25 protein-coding genes are annotated in these 26,152 nt (G+C 75.4%); 11 read left to right on the top strand and 14 right to left on the bottom strand.

Annotation, left to right across the window (positions count from 1 at the left end):
- Positions 1–295 precede the first annotated feature (295 nt).
- Positions 296–1,321, top strand: a complete 1,026-nt coding sequence (locus tag ACFWXO_RS09610; RefSeq protein ID WP_380523031.1) for a ScbA/BarX family gamma-butyrolactone biosynthesis protein — start codon at positions 296–298, stop codon at positions 1,319–1,321.
- 82 nt (positions 1,322–1,403) lie between these two features.
- On the opposite strand, the gene ACFWXO_RS09605 is transcribed toward ACFWXO_RS09610, so the two are convergent.
- The gene (locus tag ACFWXO_RS09605; RefSeq protein ID WP_380523030.1) at positions 1,404–2,912 is read right to left on the bottom strand and encodes an MFS transporter; all 1,509 of its coding nucleotides are present in this window, start codon (positions 2,910–2,912) and stop codon (positions 1,404–1,406) included.
- Positions 2,909–3,433: a MarR family winged helix-turn-helix transcriptional regulator gene (locus ACFWXO_RS09600; RefSeq protein ID WP_380523029.1), complete on the bottom strand. Its 525-nt coding sequence runs from the start codon at positions 3,431–3,433 to the stop codon at positions 2,909–2,911. Before ACFWXO_RS09600 ends, ACFWXO_RS09605 begins: the two co-directional genes overlap by 4 nt.
- Before the next feature lie 114 nt (positions 3,434–3,547).
- Between ACFWXO_RS09600 and ACFWXO_RS09595 the strand changes: the two genes are divergently transcribed.
- Complete coding sequence (locus ACFWXO_RS09595) at positions 3,548–4,213, top strand: response regulator transcription factor (RefSeq protein ID WP_380405365.1); 666 nt, start codon at positions 3,548–3,550, stop codon at positions 4,211–4,213.
- Between the two features lie 45 nt (positions 4,214–4,258).
- Here ACFWXO_RS09595 and ACFWXO_RS09590 read toward each other — a convergent pair whose 3' ends face one another.
- From ACFWXO_RS09590 to ACFWXO_RS09575, 4 genes are all read right to left on the bottom strand, one after another.
- Complete coding sequence (locus ACFWXO_RS09590; protein ID WP_380523088.1) at positions 4,259–5,563, bottom strand: sensor histidine kinase; 1,305 nt, start codon at positions 5,561–5,563, stop codon at positions 4,259–4,261.
- A 211-nt stretch (positions 5,564–5,774) separates the two neighbouring features.
- A complete protein-coding gene (locus tag ACFWXO_RS09585; RefSeq protein ID WP_380523028.1) occupies positions 5,775–7,169 on the bottom strand; it encodes an FtsX-like permease family protein in 1,395 nt (464 codons plus the stop codon).
- A gap of 5 nt (positions 7,170–7,174) precedes the next feature.
- Positions 7,175–7,948 (bottom strand): ABC transporter ATP-binding protein, encoded by a 774-nt coding sequence (locus tag ACFWXO_RS09580; protein ID WP_380523027.1) that lies wholly within the window; start codon positions 7,946–7,948, stop codon positions 7,175–7,177.
- Positions 7,949–8,198: 250 nt separating this feature from the next.
- Entirely contained in the window at positions 8,199–9,566 is a 1,368-nt protein-coding gene (locus tag ACFWXO_RS09575; RefSeq protein ID WP_380523026.1) for a HEAT repeat domain-containing protein, read from the bottom strand.
- Positions 9,567–9,690: 124 nt separating this feature from the next.
- On the opposite strand from ACFWXO_RS09575, the gene ACFWXO_RS09570 reads away from it, so the two are divergent.
- The 6 genes from ACFWXO_RS09570 to ACFWXO_RS09545 all read left to right on the top strand — a co-directional run bounded on the left by ACFWXO_RS09570 (position 9,691) and on the right by ACFWXO_RS09545 (position 13,965).
- Positions 9,691–10,215 carry a hypothetical protein gene (locus ACFWXO_RS09570; protein WP_380523025.1) on the top strand — a complete coding sequence of 175 codons (525 nt, stop codon included), beginning with the start codon at positions 9,691–9,693 and terminating at the stop codon, positions 10,213–10,215.
- The gene (locus ACFWXO_RS09565; protein ID WP_380523024.1) at positions 10,212–10,961 is read left to right on the top strand and encodes a hypothetical protein; all 750 of its coding nucleotides are present in this window, start codon (positions 10,212–10,214) and stop codon (positions 10,959–10,961) included. The genes ACFWXO_RS09570 and ACFWXO_RS09565 overlap by 4 nt, the downstream gene beginning before the upstream one ends.
- A gap of 82 nt (positions 10,962–11,043) precedes the next feature.
- Entirely contained in the window at positions 11,044–11,916 is an 873-nt protein-coding gene (locus tag ACFWXO_RS09560; RefSeq protein WP_380523023.1) for a ketopantoate reductase family protein, read from the top strand.
- Between the two features lie 108 nt (positions 11,917–12,024).
- Positions 12,025–12,603, top strand: coding sequence for a DUF6817 domain-containing protein (locus ACFWXO_RS09555; RefSeq protein ID WP_380523021.1), 579 nt, complete (start codon positions 12,025–12,027; stop codon positions 12,601–12,603).
- A 109-nt stretch (positions 12,604–12,712) separates the two neighbouring features.
- Positions 12,713–13,111 carry a hypothetical protein gene (locus tag ACFWXO_RS09550; protein WP_380523020.1) on the top strand — a complete coding sequence of 133 codons (399 nt, stop codon included), beginning with the start codon at positions 12,713–12,715 and terminating at the stop codon, positions 13,109–13,111.
- A 203-nt stretch (positions 13,112–13,314) separates the two neighbouring features.
- A complete protein-coding gene (locus ACFWXO_RS09545) occupies positions 13,315–13,965 on the top strand; it encodes a transcriptional regulator (RefSeq protein ID WP_380523019.1) in 651 nt (216 codons plus the stop codon).
- Position 13,966: 1 nt separating this feature from the next.
- On the opposite strand, the gene ACFWXO_RS09540 is transcribed toward ACFWXO_RS09545, so the two are convergent.
- Entirely contained in the window at positions 13,967–14,473 is a 507-nt protein-coding gene (locus ACFWXO_RS09540) for a hypothetical protein (RefSeq protein ID WP_380523018.1), read from the bottom strand.
- A 237-nt stretch (positions 14,474–14,710) separates the two neighbouring features.
- Here ACFWXO_RS09540 and ACFWXO_RS09535 point away from each other — a divergent pair, with 237 nt between their 5' ends.
- The gene (locus ACFWXO_RS09535; protein WP_380523017.1) at positions 14,711–15,886 is read left to right on the top strand and encodes a S1 family peptidase; all 1,176 of its coding nucleotides are present in this window, start codon (positions 14,711–14,713) and stop codon (positions 15,884–15,886) included.
- 106 nt (positions 15,887–15,992) lie between these two features.
- Here ACFWXO_RS09535 and ACFWXO_RS09530 read toward each other — a convergent pair whose 3' ends face one another.
- The gene (locus tag ACFWXO_RS09530) at positions 15,993–17,213 is read right to left on the bottom strand and encodes an ROK family protein (protein WP_380523016.1); all 1,221 of its coding nucleotides are present in this window, start codon (positions 17,211–17,213) and stop codon (positions 15,993–15,995) included.
- A gap of 200 nt (positions 17,214–17,413) precedes the next feature.
- Entirely contained in the window at positions 17,414–18,286 is an 873-nt protein-coding gene (locus ACFWXO_RS09525) for an SDR family NAD(P)-dependent oxidoreductase (RefSeq protein ID WP_380523015.1), read from the bottom strand.
- A gap of 182 nt (positions 18,287–18,468) precedes the next feature.
- On the opposite strand from ACFWXO_RS09525, the gene ACFWXO_RS09520 reads away from it, so the two are divergent.
- Positions 18,469–20,220, top strand: a complete 1,752-nt coding sequence (locus ACFWXO_RS09520; protein ID WP_380523014.1) for a SpoIIE family protein phosphatase — start codon at positions 18,469–18,471, stop codon at positions 20,218–20,220.
- A 61-nt stretch (positions 20,221–20,281) separates the two neighbouring features.
- Here ACFWXO_RS09520 and ACFWXO_RS09515 read toward each other — a convergent pair whose 3' ends face one another.
- From ACFWXO_RS09515 to ACFWXO_RS09505, 3 genes are all read right to left on the bottom strand, one after another.
- On the bottom strand, positions 20,282–20,917 hold the full coding sequence (locus ACFWXO_RS09515; protein WP_375890969.1) for a hypothetical protein: 636 nt from the start codon (positions 20,915–20,917) through the stop codon (positions 20,282–20,284).
- 203 nt (positions 20,918–21,120) lie between these two features.
- A complete protein-coding gene (locus ACFWXO_RS09510; protein WP_380523013.1) occupies positions 21,121–22,326 on the bottom strand; it encodes a trans-sulfuration enzyme family protein in 1,206 nt (401 codons plus the stop codon).
- Between the two features lie 163 nt (positions 22,327–22,489).
- Entirely contained in the window at positions 22,490–22,888 is a 399-nt protein-coding gene (locus ACFWXO_RS09505) for a hypothetical protein (protein WP_380523012.1), read from the bottom strand.
- Positions 22,889–23,110: 222 nt separating this feature from the next.
- On the opposite strand from ACFWXO_RS09505, the gene ACFWXO_RS09500 reads away from it, so the two are divergent.
- Complete coding sequence (locus ACFWXO_RS09500) at positions 23,111–24,796, top strand: LCP family protein (protein ID WP_380523011.1); 1,686 nt, start codon at positions 23,111–23,113, stop codon at positions 24,794–24,796.
- Positions 24,797–24,905: 109 nt separating this feature from the next.
- Here ACFWXO_RS09500 and ACFWXO_RS09495 read toward each other — a convergent pair whose 3' ends face one another.
- The gene (locus tag ACFWXO_RS09495; protein WP_375890961.1) at positions 24,906–25,565 is read right to left on the bottom strand and encodes a zinc ribbon domain-containing protein; all 660 of its coding nucleotides are present in this window, start codon (positions 25,563–25,565) and stop codon (positions 24,906–24,908) included.
- A gap of 96 nt (positions 25,566–25,661) precedes the next feature.
- Positions 25,662–25,952, bottom strand: a complete 291-nt coding sequence (locus ACFWXO_RS09490) for a hypothetical protein (RefSeq protein ID WP_380523010.1) — start codon at positions 25,950–25,952, stop codon at positions 25,662–25,664.
- Between the last annotated feature and the right edge of the window lie 200 nt (positions 25,953–26,152).

Below are 26,152 nucleotides of genomic sequence, written 5' to 3'. Positions count from 1 at the left end.
CCCCGTTCCGCTGCTACGACCGGGCCGCCCGAGCCGGTGACGCCCCTGCTCCCGGCGCTTGTGATGATGGGCTCGTCAACCCGGATCGTCCGCATCACCGCAGGTGAACGGCCGTGTGCTGACCGTCGAGGTGATCGGTCGGGCGCGGACGGGCAACCCCGGCGTTGACACGGCTGCGCTCGGCCGCCGACGCGCCCCCGGCCCCGGCTCCCCGACGAGCGGACCGGCAGGTGCGTACCCCCACGCGCCCTGAGCAGCCGGTCCCGCCCACCCCGGCCCCTTGGAGCGCTCCCCCATGTCCCTGCTCGCCTACTTCGCCCCCACACTCGCCCCGGCCCCGACCCCGGCCCTCGCCCCGGCCACCGGGCCCCTCGGCACACCCCCCGCGCCGATCCGTCCGGCCGCTCCGGCTCCCCGACTGACCAGCACCGTCGCCAAGGAGTACGTCCACCGGGCCTGCCACGCCGAGGTCTTCATCACCGGCAGCGAGCCGCTCGGCGACACCGCGTTCACCGTCACCGCCCAGTGGCCGCGGGCGCACACCTTCTTCAGCACCCCGGACGGGACCGGGTACGACCCGATGCTCGCCGCCGAAACGGTTCGCCAAGCCGGGCTCTACCTCGCCCACACCCGGTACGGTGTCCCGCTCGACCACAGGTTCATGATGTGGAACCTCGACTACACCGCCCGCGCCCGCCGGCTGTCCATCGGGGCGACACCCACCGACCTCACCATCGAGGCCAGACTCCTCCCCCGCCCTCGGCGCACCCGCAGCACGGTCGACTTCACCTTCACCGCGACCGTCCGCCGCGGCCCCCACCTGGCCGCGACCGGCGAGGCCCGCTTCACCACCGTGCCGGACTCCACCTACCGCCGGCTGCGCGGCGCCCGCCCCGTAGGCAGCCCGATACCGGAGGCAGCCGAGGCAGGGACCGCCCGCCCCCTGCCGCCCGCCCTGGTCGGGCGGGTCCGGCCCTGCGACGTCGTGCTGACCCCGACCGACACCCCCGGCACCTGGCTCCTCACCCCCGACCTCCGGCACCCGATCCTCTTCGACCACGCCGGCGACCACATCCCCGGCATGGTGCTGCTGGAGGCCGCCCGCCAGGCCGCCAACGCCCTCGGCGCCCCGGCCACCATCGCCCCGACCGCCGCGGCCACCGCCTTCCACCGCTACGCCGAACACGACGCGCCCACCACCGTCACCGCCCGGCACACCCCCGGCGAGGAGCCGGACACCGTCACCACCACGGTGACCGGACACCAGCACGGCGAGCCGGTCTTCACCACGGTCCTCACCGGCCGACCCGACCGGGGCTGACCCGCACGCCCCCGTGCGGGCCCGTCCGGCCCCGGGTCGGACGGGCCCGCACCGCTGACTGACGGTCCGTCATGTCCCTTGATCAGGAAGCACTCCCGAGTCGGCCGAGCGAGCGGTCGGGGAGGACGAGGAGGAAGAGCAGGGCCGCGCCGCCGAACATGAACAGCGCGAGGTGGTGCAGTCCGGCCGTGGTGGCGCCGTGCGGGAAGAAGGCCGCGTTCGCGGCCGAGGCGGCCATCGCCCCGAGGTACATGAAGGTCCGCAGCAGCCCGGCCGCGGAGGCGATGGCGGCCGGGTCGGCCTGGTGGTAGAGCGCGGTCTGGTTGCCGAGGCCGATCAGCCCCTGCGGGATGCCCGCCAGCACCCCGACGGCGATCAGCAGCACCGGCGGACTCGCCGACCCCGCCGTCAACAGCGCCGCGCAGGCCGCCATCTGGACCGCCGCGCCGACCACCAGCTTGCCCCGCACCGCCGCACGGCGACCGGTCGCACCGGAGACCGCGAGGGCGGTCAGCGAGAGCGGCAGCAGCACCAGCCCGGCGGAGGCGGCGCTCAGGCCCCGCCCCTGCTCCAGCCACTGGGTGTAGCCGTAGAGGAAGGCGTAACCCGCCGTGCAGCCGAGCACCTGGCGCAGATAGGTGGCGACCAACGGACGGTTGCCAGCCAGGGCCCGCAGGTCGATGAACGGGCTGCGGGCCCTGGTCTCCCGGAGCACGAATCCGACACCGGCCAGGACCGCGAGCACCGGCAGGTACCAGCGCTCCGACCCGGGCCGCATCACGAACAGCATCAGTGCCAGCAGGAGGACGGCGAACAGCGCGATCCCGGACCGGTCCAGCCGCCCCCCGCCGTCCCGGCCGTCCCGCCGCGGCCCGGCGACGGGCAGCCGGGCGGACCCGAGCACCAGACAGGCCAGCGACAGCGGGACGTTGACCGCGAAGATCGTCCGCCAGCCGCCCAGCCCGATCAGCAGGCCGCCGAGCGTCGGCCCGATCACGGCGATGGTCTGGTTGGCGACGGCGAGCACCGTCAGCACCCCGGTGGGGCTGGTCCGCCCGGTCCGCCCGGTCCGCTCGGCCTCGCTGCGGGTGAGGTACATCGCGGCCGGGTACGCGGCGGAGGTGCCGATCCCGAGCAGCACCCGGGCGACAACCAGCAGCCCGAGCGTGGGCGCCAGCACACCGACCAGTCCCGCCAGGCCGACCAGCGCCGTCCCGGCCAGGTAGAGCCGGCGCGGCCCGTAGGTGTCCACCAGCCGGCCGATCACCGGCTGGCCGACGGCAGTGGCGAGGTAGAGCCCGCTCACCAGCCAGGCCGTCTCGGCGGGCGGCGCACCGAAGGCGGTGCCGACGGGCACCAGGGCCACCGCGATCATCGAGGAGTTGATCGGGTTGAGCACCGAACCCAGCACCATCGGAGCGAGCAGCCGACGGTTGAACCCGTCCCCGGGCCCGGGCCCAGCCGGCCCGTCGGCTCCGGTCGGGGCCAGCGGGGCCGGGACGGACGAGGCGGGGACGGACTGGGCCGCTGCCCGGTCCGCGCCCTGGCGTCGGGAGCGCAGCCGCGCCAGCAGCGTCGACGGGCCGGTCATCGCTGGTTCAGCCGGCTCGGTCGGCTCAGCCGACTCGCCCGGTTGAGCCGGTCCAGCAGGGGCAGCGCCGCCAGCACGGTGGCGCGCTCGGCCTCGCTGAACTCCTCCCCCAGGGCCCTGGCCAGCCACTCCTCACGGGCCCGGCGGCTGTCCGCGATCCACTCCAGCCCGGTCGCGCTGAGGTCCACCACCTGGCGGCGCCCGTCCTCGGGGTCGGGGCGGCGGGCGACCAGCCCGTGCGCCTCCAGCGCGGCCAGCGTGGCGGCCATCGACTGCGGCCGGACCCGCTCCGCAGCGGCCAGCGCGCTCGCGGCGGCCGGCCCGTCGGTGATCAGGCGGTTCAGCACCGCGGTCTGCGAGGGGGTGAGCCCGCTGGAACCCTGTCCCTTCTCCTGGAGGGTCCGGCGCAACCTGCTGAACACGGCCCGGAGCTCCCGGGCGGCCAGCGCGGCCGTGTCGGCATGGGACTCCGAGGCAGGCGGTGCCTCCGGAACGGCTGGGGCGGTTCGCTTCTCGGTCACCGCTCCACGGTAATTTCATCAGTCCAAACTGTCCAGCCTTGCTGTAGACCTACACCGCCAGGACGAACCGGACCCGGCACCACCGCCCACCCGGACGGTCCGGATAATGGCGTCATGATCGACAAGCAGCTCCGCGTCGTCCTCGCCGAGGACTCGGTGATCCTCCGCGAGGGGATGGTCGAGCTCCTGACCGCCCGTGGGTGCGCGGTGGTCGCCACCGCCGGCACGGCCCCCGAACTGGTCGCCGCCGTCACCGAGCACCGGCCCGACGTGGCCGTGGTGGACATCCGGATGCCGCCCACCCACACCGACGAGGGGATCCGGGCCGCGGTCGAGATCCGGGCCACCGCACCCGGGACCGGCATCCTGGTCTTCTCCCAGCACGTGGAGACCGCCTGGGCCGCCCGGCTGCTGGCCGGCGGCGCCGCGGGCATCGGCTACCTGCTCAAGGAACGGGTGGCCCGCACCGCCGAGTTCGTGGACGCCCTGCACCGGGTCGCCGCGGGCGGCACGGCGCTCGACCCGGAGATCGTCAACGGGCTGATGCACGGCGGGCGGCGCAACCGGGTGGACTCGCTCACCGCCCGCGAGCGCGAGGTACTGGAGCTGATGGCCCAGGGCCACTCCAACCGCTCGATCGCGGGACGGCTGGTGGTCTCCGAGCGAGCGGTGGAGAAGCACGTGGCGGCTGTGTTCACCAAGTTCGACCTGCCCGCGACGGACGCCGACAACCGCCGGGTCAAGGCCGTCCTGGCCTACCTCGCGGAGACCGGGGCCTGAGCGGCCCGGCCCCCTGCCCGTCCGGGGCGACACGGCCCAACGGCCTCACAGCCTGCTCGGCAGTTCCGCCGTGACCAGCGTCGGCCCACCGGGCGGGCTGTCCACCCGCAGCCTCCCGTCCACCACCGCCAGGCGCTCGGCCAACCCCGTCAGCCCCGTCCCCGTACCGATCCCGGCGCCCCCGCGCCCGTCGTCGCGCACCGTCAGCCGGACCCGGCCGTCGACCGCGCTCGCCGTCAGGTCGACCGCCCGGGCGCCGCTGTGCTTGGCCACGTTGGTGAGCAGTTCGGCCGCGCAGAAGTACACCGCGCGCTCGATCACCTCCGCCGGCCGCTCCCGCAGGTCCAGCCGGAGCGTCACCGGCACCGGCGAGGTGGCGGTCAGTGCGGGCAGCGCCTCCGCCAGGCCACCGTCCAGCGCCACCGGGTGGATGCCCCGGGTCAGCCGCCGCAGCCCGGTGATGGTGTCATCGGTCTGCCCACGCGCCCGGTCGACCAGGGCGCGCAGCCGCCCCAGGTCGGCACCACTCCCGGTGTCGCTCCCCGCGCTGGCACCGGCCTGGACCCCGGACGCCGCCGCCCCGCCGAAGGCCACTACCCCGCCAGGCGCCGCCCCGCCGAGCGCGTCGTCCGCCAGCGAGAGGGTGATGGCGAGCGCGACCAACTGCGCCTGGGTGCCGTCGTGGAGGTCGCGTTCGAGCCGCCGCAGCCGGTCCGTGTTCTCGGCGAGCAGGGTGGCGCGGGCGAGCTCCAGCTCCCGCACCCGCTGCTGCGACCGCACCGGCCCGAGCAGCGCCCGGGCCAGCGCGCGATTGGCCCGGCTCAGGGCCCGCAGTACGGCCGGTACGGCGGCCAGCACCGCGAGCCCCACCGGCGGCCCGGCGACGTCCAGCCAGTCGACCGCTCGCGGCCCCGGCTCCAACAGCCGTACCCAGAGCGGAAAGCCCGCCAGCCACACCGAGCCGAGCGGCAGTCCGACCACGGCCAGGAAGCCGAGCGCACCGAGCGGCAGCCGGAGGAGCAGGTAGAGCAGCGCCCGCCAGGCGACCGGGTCGGTCAGTACGACCCGCCCCCGGGCCAGCAGCCCCGAGGGGCGTGCCGACGCCGGTGGCGCGGCCACCCGTTCGCCCAGCAGCCGCCCGACCAGCCGCCGGTGCAGCCCGCCGATCCCGCGTGCCCCGACCAGGGCGGCCGCGACGAACGGCAGCCCCAGGACGGTGAGCGAGAGCAGGGCCCCCGCGTAGAGCACGGCGACCGCGTAGACGCCGCCCAGCACTCCGAGTGGCAGTCCGAGGAGGGCGAACGCCACCTCACCGCCCCGCACCGACAGTCCGCGCCGCCACCGAGTCACCACGTGCCCCACCGTTCACCGATCAACCGACCCCCAGCATCCCTCAGCCACCACCAGGTCCGCCGCCTGCCCGGACCCTCCGTCACCGCAGGCCACCTCACGGCCCGAGGCCGCCCCGAACCTCCTCTCACCTCCGCAGTCCTCATCCGCCCTCATCCCTCCTCAGCTGTCCAAGGCCGCCCGCAGCCGCCATCCTCCCGCTCACCCCCACTCACCCCCGCTCCCCGCCCACCTCCTCCACCGCGCGCCCGCCGATCGCCCAGAGCCCCGTGCCGACGATCCCCGGCACCGTCAGCACCGCCGCGCCCGCCACCACCCAGCCGCAGGCGGCGCCCGGCACCACCGGCAGCAGCGACCCGGTGACCGCCCGGCTGAACGCCCCGGTCGCCGCGGCCGCCACCGCCGCACCGAGCAGCACGCCCACCGCCGTGGTCAGGACGGCCTCGACGAGGAGCATCCGCAGCAGCTGCCGCCGCGTCGCCCCGACCAGCCGGAGCAGTGCGAACTCCCGCCGCCGGTCGGCCGTCAGCGCGACCAGGGTGTTGACCGTGGAGACCGCCGCGAAGCCGGCCAGCAGGCCGAGCTCCGCCTGCCGCAGCCAGACGTCGCTGGCCTTGGTGACGCTGGTCGTGGCCCCGGTCGCCAGCGCGGCCCGCTCCGCCGTGCCGGTCATGATCAGCATGGTGGCCGAGAGCCCGACCAGCAGCGCGACCGGGACCACCGCCGAGGAGAGCCGGACGGCGTAGCCGCGCAGGTTGGCGTCCGCCAGCCAGCCGACCCGGGGCAGCAGCGCCCGGACCGGGGCACCGAGCACCGCCATCGGCAGCCGGGCCACCACCGGCCCCAGCAGGGCGACGGCGACCAGCAGCACCAGGGCGCCGAGCAGGGCCGCCTGCCCCGCCTTGTCCAGTTCCCCGGCCGGTCGGGTGCCGGCCAACCGCAGCAGCAGACCGCCGCCCACCAGCACCGCCCCGCCGATCAGCAGCCGCACCACGCCCGTCCACCGTTGCCCGACCGCGCTGTCGGTCAGCGCGGCCGCCGGGGCGGGCCGGGTGATCCGCCGGACCGTCAGCGCGGTGGCCGCCAGGCCGACCAGCAGCGCCACCGCGAGCGCGATCAGCACCGGCACCGGTGTCCCGGGTATCCGCAGCCCCGGTGCGGCCATCCCGCGCCGCTGCAGCGCGGTGAGAAAGGCCCGGGCGGCGAAGTGGCCCGCCGCACCGCCCGGAACGGCCGCCGCCAGCACCGTCGCCGTGACCTGGAGGCGCACCAGCCGCCGGATCTGGCGGGGCGTCGCCGCGACCGTGCGCAGCAGGGCGAGGTCGCGGTGCTGCTGACGGAGGGTGAACCCGAGCGCGTTCACCACCACGAACAGCGCGACCAGGACGGCGATCTCACCGAAGGCCCCCGCGATCACCAGCAGCCCGGGCCCGGCCACCGCCGCCCGCGCCACCGGGGCCGGCGCCGTGACCTGGGCGGCGACCAGGGAACCGAACAGCGTCACCGCCGCCACCGCCAGGAACAGCGCCGCCGCGAGCCCGGCGAAGGCCGCCGGCCGGCGCCTGATCTGACCGACCGCCAGGGTCGGCACGGAACCGCCACGCATCGCCCTCACCCGCCCAACCTGCTGAGCCGCTCGCCGACCTGCGCCGCCGTCGGCCGGTCCAGTTCGTCCACCAGCAGGCCGTCCGCCAGCAGCAGCACCCGGTCCGCGTAGCCGGCGGCCACCGGATCGTGGGTGACCATCACGCACGTCCGCCCGTCCTCGTCCACGCCCGCGCGCAGCAGGTCCAGGACGTCGCGCCCGGTCGCCCGGTCCAGCGCGCCGGTGGGCTCGTCGGCGAACAGCACCTCGGGCCGGGCGGCCAGGGCGCGGGCGATGGCCACCCGCTGCTGCTGGCCGCCGGAGAGCCGGCCCGGCCGGTCCCGCTCCCGCCCGGCCAGCCCGACCCGGGCCAACGCCTCCCGCACCCGGGCCCGCTCCGGCGGGTTCCCGGCCAGCCGCCCGGGCAGTTCGACGTTCTGCGCGACCGTCATCGCGGGCATCAGGTTGAAGGCCTGGAAGACGAACCCCACCCTGGTGCGCCGCAGCTCGGCGAGCCGCCGCTCGGGCAGGCCGGACACCTCCGTACCGCCCCAGCGGACGGTGCCCCGGGTGGGGCGGTCCATCCCGGCCAGGCAGTGCAGCAGGGTGGTCTTGCCGGAGCCCGAGGGCCCCATCACCGCCGTGAAGGTGCCCGGCGCGAAGGCCACGGACACCCCTCGCAGCGCCCGGACGGCGGCCGCGCCGCGCCCGTACTCGCGGTGCAGCCCCTCACCGCTGAGGGCCGCCCCCGTCACCTCGCCGTGCGCCGCCCGGTCGGCGGCTGTCGTGATCCCGTTCATGCCCCCAATCCTGGACATCCGGGACGACCGGGTCGATTGTGCTGGCACCCCAATCCGGGGTTCGGAAAACCGAACCCCGCAGGTGGTGCCAGGGGGTGTCTTGTGGCTCAGGTCGGATGAGCCCGCGGCGTCAGGGTGCGTGCATCGCAAGGCGGAGGAGGGAGTCCATGCAGCGCATTGGCGACCGACGACAACGCGGCGAGGTGCGTGCCCTGGCGTCGCGGGCCCGGCCTGAGCCACAAGACACCCCCTACGTCCCCTCGGCCCCGCCGCCCGTCCGCCAGGCCCAGATCGCCTCCGCCCGGTGGTCGTAGCGGTACTCGTGCCAGGGGAGGGCCCCGACCCGGTCGACCGCCTCCGCCGCCCGCCGGTCGCCCCGCACCACGAGCCCGTACGCGCCGACCACCCGCGCCCGCTGGTCCTCCTCGTCCGACAGCGCGGCCAGGGCGTCGGCGACCTCGCCCGTCCGGTCGTCCGACGCGTCCGACTCCGCCAGGGCGCACCCGGCCGAGAGCCGCACCCGGGCGTCCTCGTCCCCGGCGAGCGCGAGCAGCACCGCCCTGAACTCCTCCGTCAGCGGACGGTTCTCAAGCCTCCAGGCCACTCCGGCCCGGACCGGCGGCCACTCGTCCCGCGCCAGCCGCAGCAGGCAGGCGGTGACCTCCGCCGAGAAGGGCTGACCGCCCGCCCCCAGACAGTGCGTCGCCACGGTGCGCACCTCCCGGTCCGGGTGGTCGGCGTGGCGCAGCGCCAGGCCCTCCGTCCCCGGGTGGTCGCGCATCAGCAGCGCCTGGAGGACCTCCGCGAGCACCTCGCCGTCGGTCTCCTCCGCCGCCCAGACGGCGAGCAGCTCGTCCTCCTTCTCCTCCTCGAAGGAGGGGACCAGGGCGGGCGGCACCATTCGGTTGGTCGTCAGGAAGGAGGCCGTGAAGCGGCGGTGGCGCGGGTCGGGGTGCCGGCGGTACGCCATCACCGCCTCCCAGGTCGCCCTGTCGGGGCGCTGTGCGAGGACGTACTGGCACGCCGCCCCGTCGACGTGGCGGTCGTCGGGCTGCCGCACGGCCCGGGCCACCAGCTCGTCGACCGGGGTGGCGATCCGGAAGGTCCACTCCAGCGTCGTCAGCACGGCCCCGTGCCCGGCCCGGACGGTGAGCCCGCCGAGGGAGACCTGCTCGACCTGGCAGAACCCCTCTTCGATCAGCAGGGTCTCGCCCGGCCCCTCCGCGCCCGTCCGGCGGCGCAGCTCGGCCTGCGCACCCGTCGCGTACCAGGACCGGGCCAGCCCGAGCAGCCGCTCCCGCTCCGCCGGCCCCAGCCGCAGCGCGGGGTCCTCGCCGAGGACGGCTCCGAGGACGGCGTACGAGCCCAGGTCGACGGCGCGCAGCAGCGGGGTCGTCCCGTCCGGCAGCGGGAGGTCGGGGTCGGCGCCCATGGTGACCAGCGCGTGGGCCACCGCGTGGTCGAACCCGGCCACGGCCGCGCACAGCACCGGCAACCCGTCCCCGCCCCGCACGTCGGGGTCCGCCCCCGCGCCGAGCGCCGCCCACACCGCGTCCTCGTCCCGGGCCCGCACCGCCTCGACGAGCCGGGCGTCCGCAGGTACCTGATCCGCCGCCATCCGCTCCCCCTCCGGTTCCGCCTCCGCGCCACCCCGCACCGAGCCTACGGCGGCTCGCGCTCCGTGACGCCTGCCACGGCAGCACGGACTCCCGTCGGCGGGCCCGAGGAGGAATCATGATCGGGTGACCATCGACCTGCTGCCCGGCCGAGGCGTTCGCCTGCCGGCCCCGCTGCCCGAACTGCGCTTCGGCCTCACCGAGGAGGCCGTACGCGCGCTGCTGGCCCCGCACGGCGAGCTGCTGCCGGACGGGGTGCGCCCGACCTTCGTCTGCGGCACCAGCTGGGCCCTGGGCTTCGGACTCCCCGGGGTGGGCGTCACGCTGTCCGGGGGCGAGGACGGCGGCCTGGAGGGGGTCTCGGTGGGCCTGAACCGGTACGACGACCGGCCCCCCTGCCCGGTCGGCCACCTCGGGATCGACGTCTTCGCCTGGCCGGCCCGGGAGTTGGCCGAGGCCCTGCGCGCCGAGGGCCTGCCGGTCCCGGACCCGGAGCACGGCACGCTGCGCCACCAGGGGCTCTACCTCCACGCGAGCACCGGACGCCCGCCCCGCCCGGCCCCCGGCCGCAAGGCCCGCCACGAGGCGCCCTACCACTTCGACTTCGTCTCCCTCCACCGCACCATCGCCACCACCGAGGCCACCCGATGAACCACCCCCGACCGTCGCCCCCGCGCCCCACCGGCACCGCCTCCGGCCCGTACGACGCCGCCTTCCTCCCCCGCCTCGCGCTCTCCGCGCGCCCCGCCGAGCGGCCGATCACCGAGCCGGTCGCCAAGCTCGGCGGCGAGCCCTGCTGGCTGGCCGAACCCACCTGGCCGCTGGCCCCCGGCACCGGCGAGCCCCTGGTGTTCATCGGCCAGTTCCCCGTCCCCGGCGACGAGTTGCGGCTGGCGTACCTCTTCCTGGAGGAGGACGAGCTGATCATGGGCGGCCAGGATCCGGAGCACGGCGACGGCGTGCTGCTCGTCCAGCCGGGCGGCCGCATCCCGTCCTTCGCCGTGATCGGCCCGCCCGGCACCCGGGGCCGCACGCTCTGGCGCGACGATCCCGACGCCGACCGGACCGTCCCGGTCGAGTTCCACCTCGACCTGCTGCCGCTGTCGGCCGAGCTGGACCGCTCGATGGACCAACGGGCCGCCTTCCAGCGGTACTTGCGCCACGAGGGCCCCGAGGCCCCGGTCCCGGACGGCGACCACGTGCGCGACCACCTCGGCGGCCTCCCGTCCTTCCCGAACGGCCGGGCCCGGGTGCCCGCGCCCTGGCAGTTCCTCTTCGCACTCTCGGACGCCCCCGACGACGGCGATCCGTACTTCCTCAACTTCGGCTACGGCGTCGGCTCCGGCTTCCTCAGCCCGGACGGCCTGGAGGGCCGCTTCTCCTGGGAAGCCCCGTAGCGACGGCCCCGAACGCCCCGCTCACGCACCGGTCACCAACCCCTCCCCACCCCGCCCCACCCCGCCCCACGAAGGAGTCCGCATGACCACCACCCCCCTCACCGTCGCCGTCCTCGGCCCCGGCGGCGTCGGCGGCCTGATCGCCGGGCTGCTCGCGCGCGACGGCCACCGCGTGATCTGCCTGGCCGGCGAGCAGAGCGCGGCCGTCCTCGCCCGCGACGGACTGCACGTGCGCAGCACCCAGTTCGGCGAGTTCACCGCCCGGGTCGAGGCCGCGACCGAACTCCGTGCGCCGGTCGACGCCGCCTTCGTGACCGTCAAGGAGACGGCCCTGACCGCCGCGCTCGACCGGATGCCGCCGCAGACGCTCGGCACCGGCATCGTGGTGCCGCTGCTCAACGGCCTGGACCACATGACGCTGCTGCGCGGGCGCTACCCGGCCGGGCAGGTGGTGGCCGGCACGATCCGGGTCGAGGCCACCCGTACCGCGCCGGGCCGGATCGAGCACACCAGCCCGTTCGCCGCCGTGGAACTCGCCGGTCCCGTGACGGAGTTCGCCGAGCAACTGCGGCGCACCGGGCTGGACGTCACGCTGCGCGAGGACGAGACCGCGATGCTCTGGAGCAAGCTCTCCTTCCTCGCGCCCTTCGCCTTGCTGACCACCCGCCACGCCGACGGCGTCGGCGTCGTGCGCACCGAGCACCGGGACGAACTGCTCGCCGTCCTGGACGAGATCACCGCCGTCGCCGACGCCGTCGGTGCCCCGGCGGATGCGCAGGCGCTGCTCGCCGCCTTCGACCGGATCCCCGCCGGGATGAAGTCCTCGATGCAGCGGGACGTCGAGGCGGGCCGACCGACCGAACTCGACGCGATCGGCGGCGCGGTGCTGCGGGCCGCCGAAGCCCACTCCGTCCCCACCCCGGCCATCGCCCGACTGGTGCGCGAACTCTCCTGACGCCTCGAACTCCCGCCGTCGAACCTCTGCACGGACCGACGGCGGGCGTTCGACACCCATGGCCGAACCCGGTTGCGGGCGGTCGGGCACCGGAGTAGAACTCGTCGGATGACCTCACCCGATCACCCCACCGCTCCCGCCTGGAGCCACATCGAGGAGTTCCTGCGCGCCCACGAGGCCGACCGGATCCCCCACCCGGGCGGGACCCTGCTGGCGCACCTGACCCGGGTGGCGGCCCGGTTGGCCGACTGGGGCACCGACTCCGCCGTCCAGACCGCCGGGCTCTGCCACGCCGCGTACGGGACCGACGGGTTCGACGGCGCCCTGCTGGCCCTGGACGAACGGGCCACCCTGGTCGACCTCCTGGGCGACCGCGCCGAGGCGATCGTCTACCTGTACGCCAGCTGCGACCGGGCCGCCGTCTACCCGCGCCTGGGCCGGGACGAGACGCCGCTGTTCCACGACCGCTTCACCGGCGAGGACCACACCCCGCCGGAGGAGGACCTGCGGGCCTTCCTCGCCATCACCGCCGCCAACGAGCTCGACGTGTTCGTCCACAACGCCGAGCTGGCCGCCCGCTACGGACCCGGCCTCTACGAACTCCTCTCCCGCAGCCGCACCTTGCTCCCGCCCGCCGCCTGGCAGGACTGGCAGGACTGGCATCACCAGCGGCCCCACCTGACCTGACTATTCGTCATCATCCCACTCGCGGTCGAGACTTCGCCGACCGTTCACCCTCCACACCGGAACCGCCGCGCGAGCACGGGACGTTCTAGAACGCGGGAGGGATACAGACATGACAAAGAAGCCGTACCGCCTGGCCGCCACCGCGCTCGTTCTGCTCGTGGCGGCCCCCTTGTTGACCGCGTGCAAGAACACCGACCAAGCCCTCGACTGCGGGAAGCGGGCGATCAGCCTCACCGGCGACGTCCAGGACCTCACCGACTCCGCGGTCAACGTCGGCCAGATCACCGACGACAGCCGGCGCAAACACACCGTCACGGCCCTCAAGAAGATCGTCGAGGACGTCAAGAAGATCCGCCAGGACGGGGACGGCAAGGTGGACGCGGCGGCCGACAAGCTGTCCAAGGCCGTGGACAACGCCCAGACCGCCGTCTCCAAGGGCAAGGAACCCGACTTCGGGCCGATCGGCGACGCCGCCGGCGAGCTGACCAAGGCCTGCGCCGGAGCCTGATCCCCGCACAGCCGCCACCCGGGCCGGGAGCGCCGAACCACCGGGCGCTCCCGGCACCCGCACCGCCCGAGCACCCCCGGGACATCCCCGAGCGCTCCCGGGACATCCCCGAGCGCCCCGGGCACCCCGGCCTGTCGCCACCGCACCGAGGCCCGCACGCGGTAGGAATGGGCACCGGACCGAACCGCACCCCGGAGGCACCGGTGAACCACCCGATCCTCGACCAGATCCGCCGCCTGCGCGCCGAGTCGGCCCCCGGCGACACCGCGCCCGCCCTGGTCACCGCGCTCGCCGCCGGCACCGCCCCGCTCTCCGCGGTGGCCGAACTCGCCGCCCAGCAGCAGCGGATCATCACCTCGGACCGGCGCAGCCTGCTGCTACTCGCCACCCGCTGCGCCGACCGGCCGCTCGGCGCCTGGTACGTCACTCTCGCCGGGGGCGAGAGCGCCGCCCTGCGCGCCCTGCCCGCCCTGGCCGAAGCCTGCGGCCTGGACCGCCGGGCGGCCGCCGCCCGGGTACCGCTCCCCGGCTGCCAGGCCTACCCGTCCTACCTCGCCTGGCTCGCCCTGAACGCCCCGCCACCGGCCGCAGCCGCCGCCCTGGTGGCCAACTTCGCGGCCTGGGGCGGCTATTGCGCCACCATCGCCGCGGCGCTGCGCCGCCACCACGGCTTCTCCGACGAGGCCTGCGCCTTCTTCGACTTCTTCGCCCAGCCGGCCCCCGAACTGGAACAGCAGGCCGCCGACGCCCTCGGGCCGGACCCGCTGGACGACCCCGCACTGGCCGCCGCCCGGGAGTACGGCCTGCTGCTCCAGGCCTACGAGCACCTGTTCTGGGACACCCTCGGCGGGTGACTCACGCCTGCCAGTGCGGCTTTCCGCTGACCATCCGGCAGTAGATCATCCGCCCGTTGGCGTCGTGGGTGCTCCGGCCCAGGTCGTCGTTGCGGCAGAACTGGCCGGCCGCGTAGCAGTTGCCCGCGTTGGAGCGGAGCTCGCACTCGGTGCCGCCCGCTGCCTGGGTGTACTGGGGCTGCGGGTCGTTCGGCGGCTGGGCGGTGGTGACCTTGGGCTGCGGCTTGGCGGACGGCGTCTGCGGGTGCGCGGCGGGCGGGGCGGACGGCGGCGGGGCGGACGCGACGGGCGGCGCCGAGGGGGTGACCACCGGCGGCGCCGGGACCGTCGGGCTCGCCGCGGTGGGCGTGGCGGAAGCCGGCGTGGCCGCGACGGTCGGGGAGGAGGTCGGCGTGGCGTCCGCCGCCGACGGGTCGCAACCGGTCAGCGCCAGGCCGACGGTGAGGACGAGTCCGGCGAATCCGGCCAGGCCGGCCGTTCTGCGGCGCCCGGATATCGGTGAGGCCATGAGGGGAGAACGCTCCGTTCCGTAGGTCCGTACGGGTGAGGCGTGCGATTCAACCAGAGTCCGCACACGCCGTGAGCACCGTTTCCCCACTCGTTGGCGGATCGAGATCTTCCGGCCCCCACGTCGAGCCTCCGGCGGGGGGTATAGCGCCGGAGCGCGGGGCGTTACGACATGTTCCGGACATGCCAATCAGGTCGCTACGGTTCCGGCAACCCCCACGCCGAACGAGGAGACCCCATGCTCCGGATCCGTGCGCTGGCCGTCGCCGCAGCCTTCGCGACCGTCGCGCTCACCGCAGCACCCGCCGTCAGCGCACCCGCTGACGACCCGTCCGTCACGGCCGCCCTGGCCGCCACCCCCACCCGCACCACGGCCGTGCCCACCGCCCTGCTGCACGCGATGCAGCGCGACCTCGGGCTCGCCCCGCAGGCCGCCGCCGACCGGATCGCCCGCGAGGGCCGCGCCACCGCCGTCCAGCACGCCCTCACCCAGGCGCTCGGCGAGCACTGGGCCGGCGCCTGGATCGACGGACCGCAGGCCGACCTGGTGGTCGCCACCACCGACGCCTCCGCCGCCCGGACCATCACCGCCCACGGCGGCCGGGCCACCGTCGTCCGCCACGCGCTGGCGTCCCTGGACCGGGCGAAGGACGCGCTCGACCGGGCCTCCCGGGCGGCCGCCCCGGACGCCACCCCGCTCTGGTACGTCGACGTCCGCTCCAACGCCGTCGTGGTGCAGTCCGCCGACGACGCCCGCACCGGGGCCTTCCTGGACCGGGCCGGGGTGGACCGCTCCCTGGTCCGGGTCGAGCGGGCCACCGCCGCACCCCGACCGCTCGCCGACCTGCACGGCGGGGACGCCTACTACATCGACAACGCCGCCCGCTGCTCGATCGGCTTCCCGGTCACCCAGAACGGCCAGCCCGGCTTCGTCAGCGCCGGCCACTGCGGCCAGCCCGGCTCCAACGCCACGACCTCCGACGGCAGTTCGATCGGCACCTTCCAGGGCTCGACCTTCCCGGGCAACGACTACTCCTGGGTGGCCGCCGGATCCGACTGGACGGCCCAGCCGCAGGTGAACGACTACGCCGGCGGCGCGGTCACGGTGGGCGGCTCGTCCGAGCAGGCGGTCGGCGGCTCGGTCTGCCGCTCCGGTTCCACCACCGGCTGGCACTGCGGCACCGTCCAGGAGCTGAACGCCACCGTCAACTACCAGGAGGGCAGCGTCTACGGCCTCACCCGCACCGACGTGTGCGCCGAACCGGGCGACTCCGGCGGCTCGTTCATCTCCGGCAACCAGGCCCAGGGCGTGACCTCGGGCGGCTCCGGCGACTGCACCTCCGGCGGCGAGACCTACTTCCAGCCGGTCAACCCGATCCTCAGCACCTACGGCCTGACCCTGGCCACCGGCTGACCCGCCCGGGGCCGGTGGGCTCCCCCACACCCACCGGCCCCGGCCCCACACCCACCGGCCCCGGCCCCACACCTACGGACCCCGCCTCACACCTACGGCCCCGGCCTCACAACTCCGCCGTCCGACGCTCGAACACCTCGGGACGCGCCGTCTCCAGCGCCGTGGCCACCGCGCCCAGGAGGACCGCCTCCTCCCCCAGCAGGCTCGGGGCGAGCGTCGGACGCATCGGCGCGAAGCGGCGCAGGGCCCGCTCCAGCGGTTCCAGGAGCAGGTCCGCGCTGCTGCCGATCCCCCCACCGAGCACCAGCAGGTCCGGGTCCAGCACGGCGGACAGCACCGCCACCGCGTACGCGAGCCGCTCCGCCTCCCACTCCACCGCCCGCAGCGCAGCGTCCTCCCCGGCCCGGGCCCGTTCGAAGACCTGCTTGGCGGTCAGCCGGCTCCGGCCCTTCCCCGCCAGCCCGAACTCCCGGGCGGCACGCACCACCGCGTCCGCCGCCGCCTCCTCCTCCAGCGTGGTCACGGCCGGCTCGCCCGGGCGGGCGGGCAGCGGCACCAGGCCGATCTCGCCGAGCGCGCCGTGCGCACCGAGCAGCAGCTCGCCGTCCTTCACCACCCCGACCCCGAGGCCGGTGCCGACCAGCAGGTAGGCGAACATCCGGCTGCCGCGCCCGGCTCCCAGGGTGTACTCGCCGAGCGCGGCCAGGTTGGCGTCGTTGGCCACCGTCACGGCCGTGCCCAGACCCTGGCCGATCCGGTCGAACAGCCCCGGCCGGCCCCAGTCGGGCAGGCTGGTGGCGTACCGGAGGCCGCGCCGCTCCTCGTCCCACACCCCGGGCGTGCCGATCACCGCGTGCACGAGGTCCCCGGCGGCCAGGCCCGCCTCGGCGGTCGCCTCCCCCGCGGCGGCGACCACCGCGTCCGCGACGGCGTCCGCGGTCCGCCCCCGGTTGGGCACGTCCCGCCGGGCGACCACGGTGCCGGCCAGGTCCGCCACGGCGACCCGCAGCCGGGCCCGGCCGACGTCCACGCCGAGCACGTGACCGGCCGTCGGGTCGACCTCGTAGAGCACCGCGGTGCGGCCCCGCTCCGGGGCCACCCGCCCGGCCTCGCGGACCAGCCCGGCCTGCTCCAGGTCGGCCAGCGCGGCGGACACGGTGGGCTTCGACAGGCCGGTGTCCCGGGCCAGTTGGGCGCGCGAGGTACCGCCGCCGGTACGCAGCAGCTCCAGCAGCAGCCACTCGTTGTTGCTGCGCAGCCGCTGCCGGTTCCACGGCACCCCGGGGGCCCCTGCCGCCGGACGACTGGTCGGCTGGTGGGGGCTCATCGGTTCCTCCGGTCTGGGCTGCCGACGGGCCGCTCCTGGCGGCCCGTTGCCTGCGGACGGCGCTGTGGCACCGTCTGCGGCACCCGGTGTCGGGCGCCGCCGCCCAAGTATGACCGTTGATCACCCGCGACCCGTCGCCCGGACCCGGAGCCGCACGCACCCAGCACCCCGGTGCCCCCACCCCCGCACCCCGCCCGACGTCAGGCGCCGCCGGTCGCGACCCACCCGCCGGTCATCGCCCCCACCGCCGAACCGTCCAGGTCGGCCAACTTGACCCCGACGAAGGCCCGGGCCGCCTCGGAGGTCTGCACCCGCAGCGGCGGCCGCTCGGCGGTGAGCACGTCGACGATCGGCGCGGCCGCCTCCTCGGGGGTCTGGGCGCTGCCGAAGGCCTTCAAGGTCCGGTCGACGTACGCCTCCAGGGCGGGGCCGTACGGGCCGGCCGCGGCGACCAGCGCGGGCACGTCGATGCCCTGGTTGCCGATGAACTCGCTGGCCACCGCGCCCGGTTCGACCACGGTGACGGCCACCCCGACGGCGGCGGCGACCGGCGCCAGCGACTCCATGAAGCCCTCGACGGCGAACTTGGCCGCGCAGTAGGCCTCGTTGAAGGGCTGCCCGACCACCCCGCCGACGCTGGTCACGGTGACCACCCGGCCGCCGGCGGCGCGCAGGTGCGGCAGCGCCGCCCTGGTCACCTCGACCACACCGAAGTAGTTGACCTCCATCGCGGCGCGCACCGGTGCCATGCCGTCCTGCTCGACGGTGCCGACGAAGCCCGCGCCCGCGTTGTTGACCACGGCGTCCAGCCGCCCGTGCCGCTCGACGACGACGCCGAGGCAGTCCGCGACGGAGGCGGGGTCGGTGACGTCGAGCCGCTCGATCTCGATCCGCTCGGCGACGCCCGCCTGCTCCGCCGCGCGCAGCAGGTTCCCGGCCCGGCCGGTGTCGCGCATGGTGGCGACGACCCGGAAGCCGGCCCGGGCGGCGGCCACGGCGGCGGCGAGGCCGATTCCGGAGGAGGTGCCGGTGATCAGGACGATCCGGGTGCCGTTCATCGGGGTGACTGCCATGCGGGCCCTCCTCGCGGCCGCCGGACGGTTCCGGACGGCCATGACTGTGTGCGTGTGCACGCACTCTACAAGTGCGTGTGCGCGCACGCAACCGGGCACGCTTCGCTACAACACCGTCTCCGAGCGGTCAAGGTTTCACCCAGTTGTGGGCGTGCCGCGCCCCGACGCGTGATCATGGGCCTATGCACTTCCGGCACGGGCCCCGCGCAGAGGGCACCCCGCCCCCGGACGAGGACCCCGCCTCCGAACCCTCCGGCACCGACCCCGGCCACGACCCCGGCCACGACCCCGGTCACGACCCTGGCCACGGCCCCGGGAACGACCCCGACCTGCTCCGCGAGCTGCTGGCCACCGCCCCGGTCGGCGTCGCCCTGCTCGACGACCAGCTGCGCTGGCACTACCTCAACCCCGCGTTCACCACCGTCACCGGCCTGCGCCGCGCCGACCTGCTCGGCCGCGCCGCCGCGACCACCCCCTTCGCCGGTGCCGTCGCCACCCTGCGCCGCGTCCTCGCCGACGGCCGCGACCGCGAGCACGTCACCGGCGGCCCCGACGGCGCGGGCGCCCCCGTGCCACCCGGACTGCGGGTGCGCTACCGGCCGCTGCGGCACGGCGGGCGGACCACCGGCGTGATCGTCGTGGTCCTGGACGACCCCGACCCGGCCCGCGCGCAGCTGCGCGAGCTCGAACAGGCGCGCGCCCGGCTCGCCCTGCTGGACGCCGCCGCCGAGCGGATCGGCACCACCCTCGACATCCGCACCACCTGCGCCGAACTCGCCGCCTTCACCGTGCCCGCCCTCGCCGACCTCGCCGTCGTCGACGTGCTGCCGCCCGAGGCCGAACCCGCCCGCCCGGGCCGGGCCGGTGCCCAGCGGCTGCACCGCGCCGCGGTCCGGGCCGTCCCCGGACTCGACGCCGCCCTCGCCGAGCTGGCGCGCCCCGGCGAGTCCGTGCGCCACCGCGAGGGCTCGGCCGCGGCCCGCGGCCTGGCCGGCGGCGTCGCCGTGCTCACCGCACCGGGCCCCGCCGACGCCTGCCCGGCGGGCACCGCCTCACTGCTGGTCCTGCCGCTCGCCGCCCGCGGCCACCTGGTCGGGGTGCTCACCCTCGGCCGCACCGACGCCACCCCGGCCTTCACCCCGGACGAGGCCGCCCTGCTCGGCGACCTCGCGGCCCGCGCCGCCACCGCCATCGACAACGCCCGCAGCTACACCCGCTCCCAGGGCATCGCCCTGGAACTCCAGCGGGCCCTGCTGAGCGAGCCCGGCAACCCGCACCAGAACCTCGCACTGGCCTCCCGCTACCTGCCCTCCGGCAGCAGCTCGGTGGTCGGCGGCGACTGGTACGAGACGGTCCGGCTGCCCTTCGGCCGCACCCTGCTGGCCATGGGCGACGTGATGGGGCACGGCGTCGAGGCCGCCGTCGACATGAGCCACTACCGCTCGGCGCTGCGCGACGTCGCCGGCATGGACCTGCCCCCGCACCGGATCCTGCGCCAGCTCGACCACGTGATCTCCGCCGACGACACCGCCCGCCCCGCGACCTGCCTGCTGGCCCTCGCCGACCCCGGCCGCGCCCGCTGGACCTTCTCCAGCGCCGGCCACCTGCCGCCCGCCCTGATCACCCCGGACCACCCCACCGAACTGCTGGCCGTCCCCACCGGCCCACCGCTGGGCACCGGCTTCGGCGGCTACGAGCAGTCCACCCATCCGCTCGACCCCCGGCAGACCCTGCTGCTCTACACCGACGGCCTGGTGGAGCGGCGGAACGAGGACATCGACACCTCGCTGGCGCGCCTCGCCGCCCTCCGGCTCCCTGCCACCGGCGACCTCGACGAGCTGCTCGACGCCGTCCTGCACTCCCTCGCCCCGCCCCCGGCACCCGCCGCCGAGGACGACATCGCCCTGCTCGCCGCCCGGCCCAGGGCCCGCTGACGGCCGGCCCGCCGGCTATTCCTCGCTCCACGCCACCGACCCGGCCCACCCCTCCGCCGGACTACTCCTCGAACCAGACCACCAGCCGGACGTGCTGCTCCCCGTGCACCTCGGCGAGGGTGCGCAGCACCGTCCACACCGGCCGCCACGGCCCGTCCGCGGGAACGGCGTCGCGGCGCCGGTCGCGCTCGGCCCGGAAGAGCAGCGGTCCGGTGTCCCACTCGGTGCCCTCCGCCCAGTGCTCGCCGAGCCGGCCGAAGTCGAAGGTCCGGCTGTCGATCCCGGCGGCCCGGGCGAAGGCCCGGCTCCAGTCCTCCCGGCGGACCGGCTCCAGCGAGCCGTCGGGCCGCCGCCGGTACCGGGCGATCCTGGTCGCCCGGGGCAGCGCCGGCTCGTCCCAGTCCACCGCGAGCACCTCGTCCCAGCCCAGCCAGGTGGCGCCGAAGGCCGCCGGGCCCCAGGAGGCGTGCCCGGCGCGGGTGGTGGCCGAGGCGTCCGCGGGCAGGCCGCGGGCGCCGACCACCGGCCGCCAGTGACGGTGCGGGTCCCGGACCCCGAAGAGGCAGGCGAAGGAGCCGTAGTCCCTGGTCGGGCCGAGCAGCGACAGGTCGACGGCCGCCTGCCAGGCCCGCTCCCCGGGGTCGAGGCCCGGGGCCCAGGTGCGGCACTCCACGAAGCCCCGGATGTCCGTTCCCATGGACCGGATCATGCCCGGTCCGCCGGTACCCCCGCAGCCGGATTTCCACCCCGCCGGGGCGGGTCTCACCCGGTCGTCCGCTCAGGCCCCGCCCGGCCTCCCGCTCAGGCCCCGCCCGGCCTCCCGCTCAGGCCCCGCCCGGCCTCCCGCTCAGGCCCCGCCCGGCCTCCCGCTCAGGCCTCCCCCGGCCTCCGGGTCGGACCTCAGGCCTTCGCGAGGGCCTGCTCGACGTCCGCCCACAGGTCCTCCGGGTGCTCGATGCCCACCGAGACCCGCACCGTGCCCGGGCCGATGCCCGCCGCCGCCAACTCCTCGTCCGACAGCTGCCGGTGCGAGGTGCTGGCGGGGTGGACCACCAGGGTGTGGACGCCGCCCAGCGAGGGTGCCAGCGCGGCCAGCCGGACGGACTCGGTGAAGGCCCGGGCCGCCTCCCGGCCGCCCGCCAGGTCGAAGGCCAGCACGCCGCCGTGGCCGTCGGGCAGCAGGCGGCGGGCGAGTTCGTGGTCGGGGTGGTCGGGCAGGCCCGGGTAGTGGACGGCGTCGACGGCCGGGTGGGCGGCCAGCCGGGTGGCCAGGTCGAGCGCGGAGTCGCAGTGGCGGCGGACCCGCAACGCCAGCGTCTGGAGGCCGCGCAGGGTCAGCCAGGCGGCGAAGGGATCGGCGCTGGCGCCGAGTTCGGTCCCGTGGTGCCAGACCTTCCGGTGCAGTTCGGGGTCGGCGAAGACGGCGATCCCGGCCAGCACGTCCGAGTGCCCGCCCAGGTACTTGGTGGCCGAGTGCACCACCACGTCCGCACCGTGCTCGATCGGGCGGCACAGCAGCGGGGTGGCGAAGGTGTTGTCGACCACGCTGAGCACCCCGGCCCGCTTGGCGACGGCGATCAGCCCGGGCAGGTCGGTGACCCGGGTGGTGGGGTTGGAGACGGTCTCCAGGTGCAGCAGCCGGGTGGTGGGCCGCAGCGCCGCCGCCACCTCGTCCGGGTCGGAGCCGGAGACGTGGGTGACCTCGACGCCCCACCGCTGCGCGAGGTCGGCCAGCAGCGCGAACGTCCCGCCGTACAGGCTCCGTTGGGCGATCAGGTGGTCGCCGGAGCGCAGCAGGGCGAGCAGTACGGTGCTGATCGCGCCCATTCCGGAGGCGGTGGCGAGCGCCCCGGTGCCGCCCTCCAGGTCGGCGACGGCGTCCTCCAGCGACCGGACGGTGGGGTTGCCGTAGCGGTTGTAGACGAACGCCCCGTCGGGGCCGGCGAAGGAGGCGGTGAGCGCCTCGCTGGTCTCGAAGGCGTACAGGTGGCCCTGGTGCAGCGGGACGCCCAGCGGCCGGGCGCCGCCGAGTCCGGCCAGCGGCGGGTGGACGATCCGGCTCTCGGGGCGCAGCGCGGCGGAGGGGTTGCGCGGGAAGTCGCTCATGTCGCCCATCCTGGGGCGCGGCGGTCGGGCGGGACAGGGCCAATCACCGCCGGGTGGCCCGGCCCCGGCGCCGTGTCGGCGCCCGGGCCGGCCGCCCCGGAACCGGCCCAGCGGCTCAGCGGCTCAGCGGCTCAGCGGCTCAGCCGCTCAGCGACCCAGCGGCTCAGCGACGGCGGAAGAGCTTCCGCACCAGGTGAACGATGCCCCAGATCACCAGGATGATGAACAGGATGATCAGAATGACCACGACCAGCAGGAACTTGCCGAGCTTGGCGAAGAAGCCGGACTTCTTCTTCTCCTCCTTGGCCGCGACGTGCGCGACCTGCCGGTCCTGCGCGCCCTGAACGCTCTGAACGCCCTGGGCGACGGTGCCGACGGTGCCGACGGCATCGGGCGCCTGGGCGGCGGCGCCGGCCGCCGGTCCCCCGGCAACGGCCGTGCCGCTCGCGGCGGTCCGGGGTGCGGCCACCGCCGTCGCGCTCGACGCCGCGGCGCTGAGGCCGACGGCGGCCAGCAGTGCCACCAGGGCGCCGGCTATCGAACGTGCGATCCGGTGAGTCATCGTGCTCCTCGTGCGGGTACGGAGCGACGGAGATGAGACCCGGTCGACCTTCTCTCATGGTCTGACCAGTATTTTTCTCATCTGCGCCTAGTATGCTCCTCTGGAAGTTCTACAGCGGTGTAAAAGTTTAGCGGCGGGACGACCCGGATCGACACTCCGACCCAGGACCACGCAAGCCACCGCTCCGTCGGGGGTTCCGTGGCAACTGTGGAGGATGACGCCGTGTCGGGTCGCAGGGGTTCCACCGAGGGCGAGAATTCGTCGCACCGGGCCGGTGGACGCAGAGCGGCGAACCGCAAGCCCGGTACGGGCAGGGACGGTTCGGCCAAGGACGGTTCGGTCGAGGACGGCCCGGGCAAGGAGATACCCGACGCCCGCCCCGCCGGCCGGGCCAAGTCGAAGCCCAAGCGCAGCACCAAGCAGAAGGTGCTCTGGGTCACGGCCGGCTGCACCGCGCTCCTGGTCCTCGCCGGCGGCGCCGTCTACTACCGCCTGAACAGCAACATCACCACCTTCGACCGCGACGCCCTGAGCAAGGACCGCCCGGAGGCGGCCGCCCCGGACGCCCAGGGCCGCACCCCGGTCAACGTCCTGATGATCGGCTCGGACAGCCGCGGCAACGGCAACAGCAACCTGGGCGGCGGCGGGGACGACGGCGCCCGCTCGGACACCGCGATCCTGTTGCACATCTACGCCGACCACAAGCACGCCGTCGGCATCTCGATCCCCCGCGACTCCCTGGTCGACATCCCGCCGTGCAAGCTGCCCAACGGCAAGTGGACCAAGGAACAGACCAATGTGATGTTCAACAGCGCGTTCTCGGTCGGCAACACCGACCAGGGCAACCCGGCCTGCACCCAGAACGCCGTCGAGAAGCTCACCAACCTGCGCGTCGACCACACCATCGTGGTGGACTTCGGCGGCTTCGCCGCGATGACCACGGCGGTCGGCGGCGTCGAGGTCTGCCTGCCGAACAACGTCTACGAGGGGGACCTCAACCCCAACCTCGGCCACAAGGGCAAGCAGATCTTCGCCAAGGGCAAGCAGAAGGTCGAGGGCCAGTCCGCACTGGACTTCGTCCGGGTCCGGCACGGCATCGGCGACGGCTCCGACATCGGCCGCACCAAGCGCCAGCAGGCCTTCCTCTCCTCCCTCATCAAGGAGGTCAAGTCCCGCGGCATGGACCCGACCACCCTGCTGCCGCTCGCCGACGCGGCGACCAAGTCGCTGACCGTCGACCCCGACCTCGGGTCGGCCGCCAAGCTGATGTCCTTCGCCATGTCGATCAAGGACGTCGACCTGCACGACGTCAAGTTCCTCACCGCACCCTGGCGTTACGAAGGCCCCCGGGTCGCCCTGGTCCACCCCGACGTGGAGCAGCTCTGGGCCGCGCTCAAGGCCGACCGCACCATCGACGGCCAGGACGCCAGCGCCCAGAGCCCGGCCGCCACCGACTCCGCCGCCCCCAGCACCCCGCCCACGGCCGAGGCCACCCCCTCCCCCGCCGCGGCCGCCAGGAACGCGGACATCAAGGTCGCCGTCCTCAACGGCACCGGCGAGAGCGGCATCGGCAGCAAGGGCGCCGAGACCGTCAAGGGCGCCGGCTACACCGTCACCGCCGTCGGCAACGCGGCCGGCAAGGCCCGCAGCACCACCGTGGTCGAGTACGGCGCGGGCGAGCGCAGCAACGCCGAGGCCGTCGCCAAGCTCTTCCCCGGGGCGAGCGTCCAGGCCGGCGGCAAGGGCCTGAGCGTGGTGCTCGGCCACGACTTCGCCGCCGCCAACCCGGCCCCGGCCGCCGGTTCGACCCCCGGCGCGCCCGCCGCCCCGGCCCCGCTGCCGAGCAGCGTCAGCGGCACCGCCCGCTCGGCCGACGACGACCCGTGCGCCAACGTGTCGTACGGCTGAGCCTCCCGCTCCGGGGCCGTCCCGCGACCGACGGCCCGGAACGAACCGACGGGGCGCCCACGGACCTCACCGGTCCGCGGGCGCCCCGTCGCGTCGACCTACCGGCCGCTCAGCGCCTCGCCCCGCAGGACGGGCAGAACGCCGCCCCGTCGGGCACGTCCTTGTGGCACTGCCCGCACTGGACGGGCTGCGCCAGCTTGAACCCGCAGCCGGGGCAGAACGGCGTGCCGTGGGTCTCCGTCTGGCACTGCGGGCAGACCAGTTGGCGCGGCGTCCGCACGTCGTACTCCGCGCCGGACTGCTGGCCGACCTGGTAGGCCCGGTCCGAGACCATGTCGTTGAGGCCGCGCCGCTGGGCCGCGGCCGCCTCGGCGGCGGTGTCCGGGGCGCAGTCGAAGCACAGGCCCTGCTCCGGGTTGAAGCAGCGGCCGCAGACGTAGCGGGTGCAGCGGGCACAACGGTTGAAGTGCGACTGGGCGTTGTCGATCGCGCGCTGGAACGCGGCGTCCCGCGAGGTGCCCCAGGTCTGGCCGGCCAGGCCGTCCGCGGCGTTGCTGATCGTGTTGGCGTTGCCGCCGATGAGGTTCCACGCCGCACTGACGCCCTTGCCCAGCCAGCCCGCCACCTGACCGGTGGTGAACCGCTCGAACGGCGAGCGCCAGGTGTCGGAGCAGCGGTAGCAGGAGAACTCGAACTGGAAACCCGCGCCCGTCCCGTACTGTTCGCACAGGTCGCGGTAGTTGTTGTTGAAGTAGATCTCGGAACTCACGTCGTCCCCGGTTGCTGAAAGTGGCCTAGTCGGCGTTCGCTCCCAGGGACGACAGGGGTCCTCGAACGGTTCCGCCAAGAACTCCTGACACTCTCTTCACAACCCGGAGACCGGGAGCAGCCGTACCCGGTCGGGTTCGAACGGCCGCCAGTCGGCGGGCAGTCCGCTGCGGCCGACCCGCAGCCGGCACCAGTTCCGCCCGGCCGGGTCCTGCCACCAGCCGCTGATCCGGCCGGGCGCCCAGTGGCCGCCACCGAGGTCGACCTCGACCGGCTGGTACACCCACCGGACCTCCCGGTCCGTCGGCGGCACGGGCACCTCGGTGGGCGCCGCGGGCACCGCGGACGACACGGCGGGCGCCGCGGGCCCGTTCGAACGCTCCACCACGGTTCCGCCTCCGATCCGACCGGTGCGACCGCGCCCGACGCCGCGGCCCGTCGCCGGAACTCTACAGCCGTGGTTAAAACCGCGGGCGGGGATCCGGCGGAGCGGGACCGCGGAGCCGCCCGTGGGCCCCCCCCCCCGGCGCCGCCACCCGGCCCGCCCCCCCCCCCCCTCCCGCCCCGCCGCCGGCTCGGCCTGACCGC

The sequence above is a fragment of the Kitasatospora sp. NPDC059088 genome, from assembly GCF_042738155.1.
Lineage (GTDB): Bacteria > Actinomycetota > Actinomycetes > Streptomycetales > Streptomycetaceae > Kitasatospora.
This window is presented reverse-complemented; position numbering and strand designations above follow the sequence as displayed.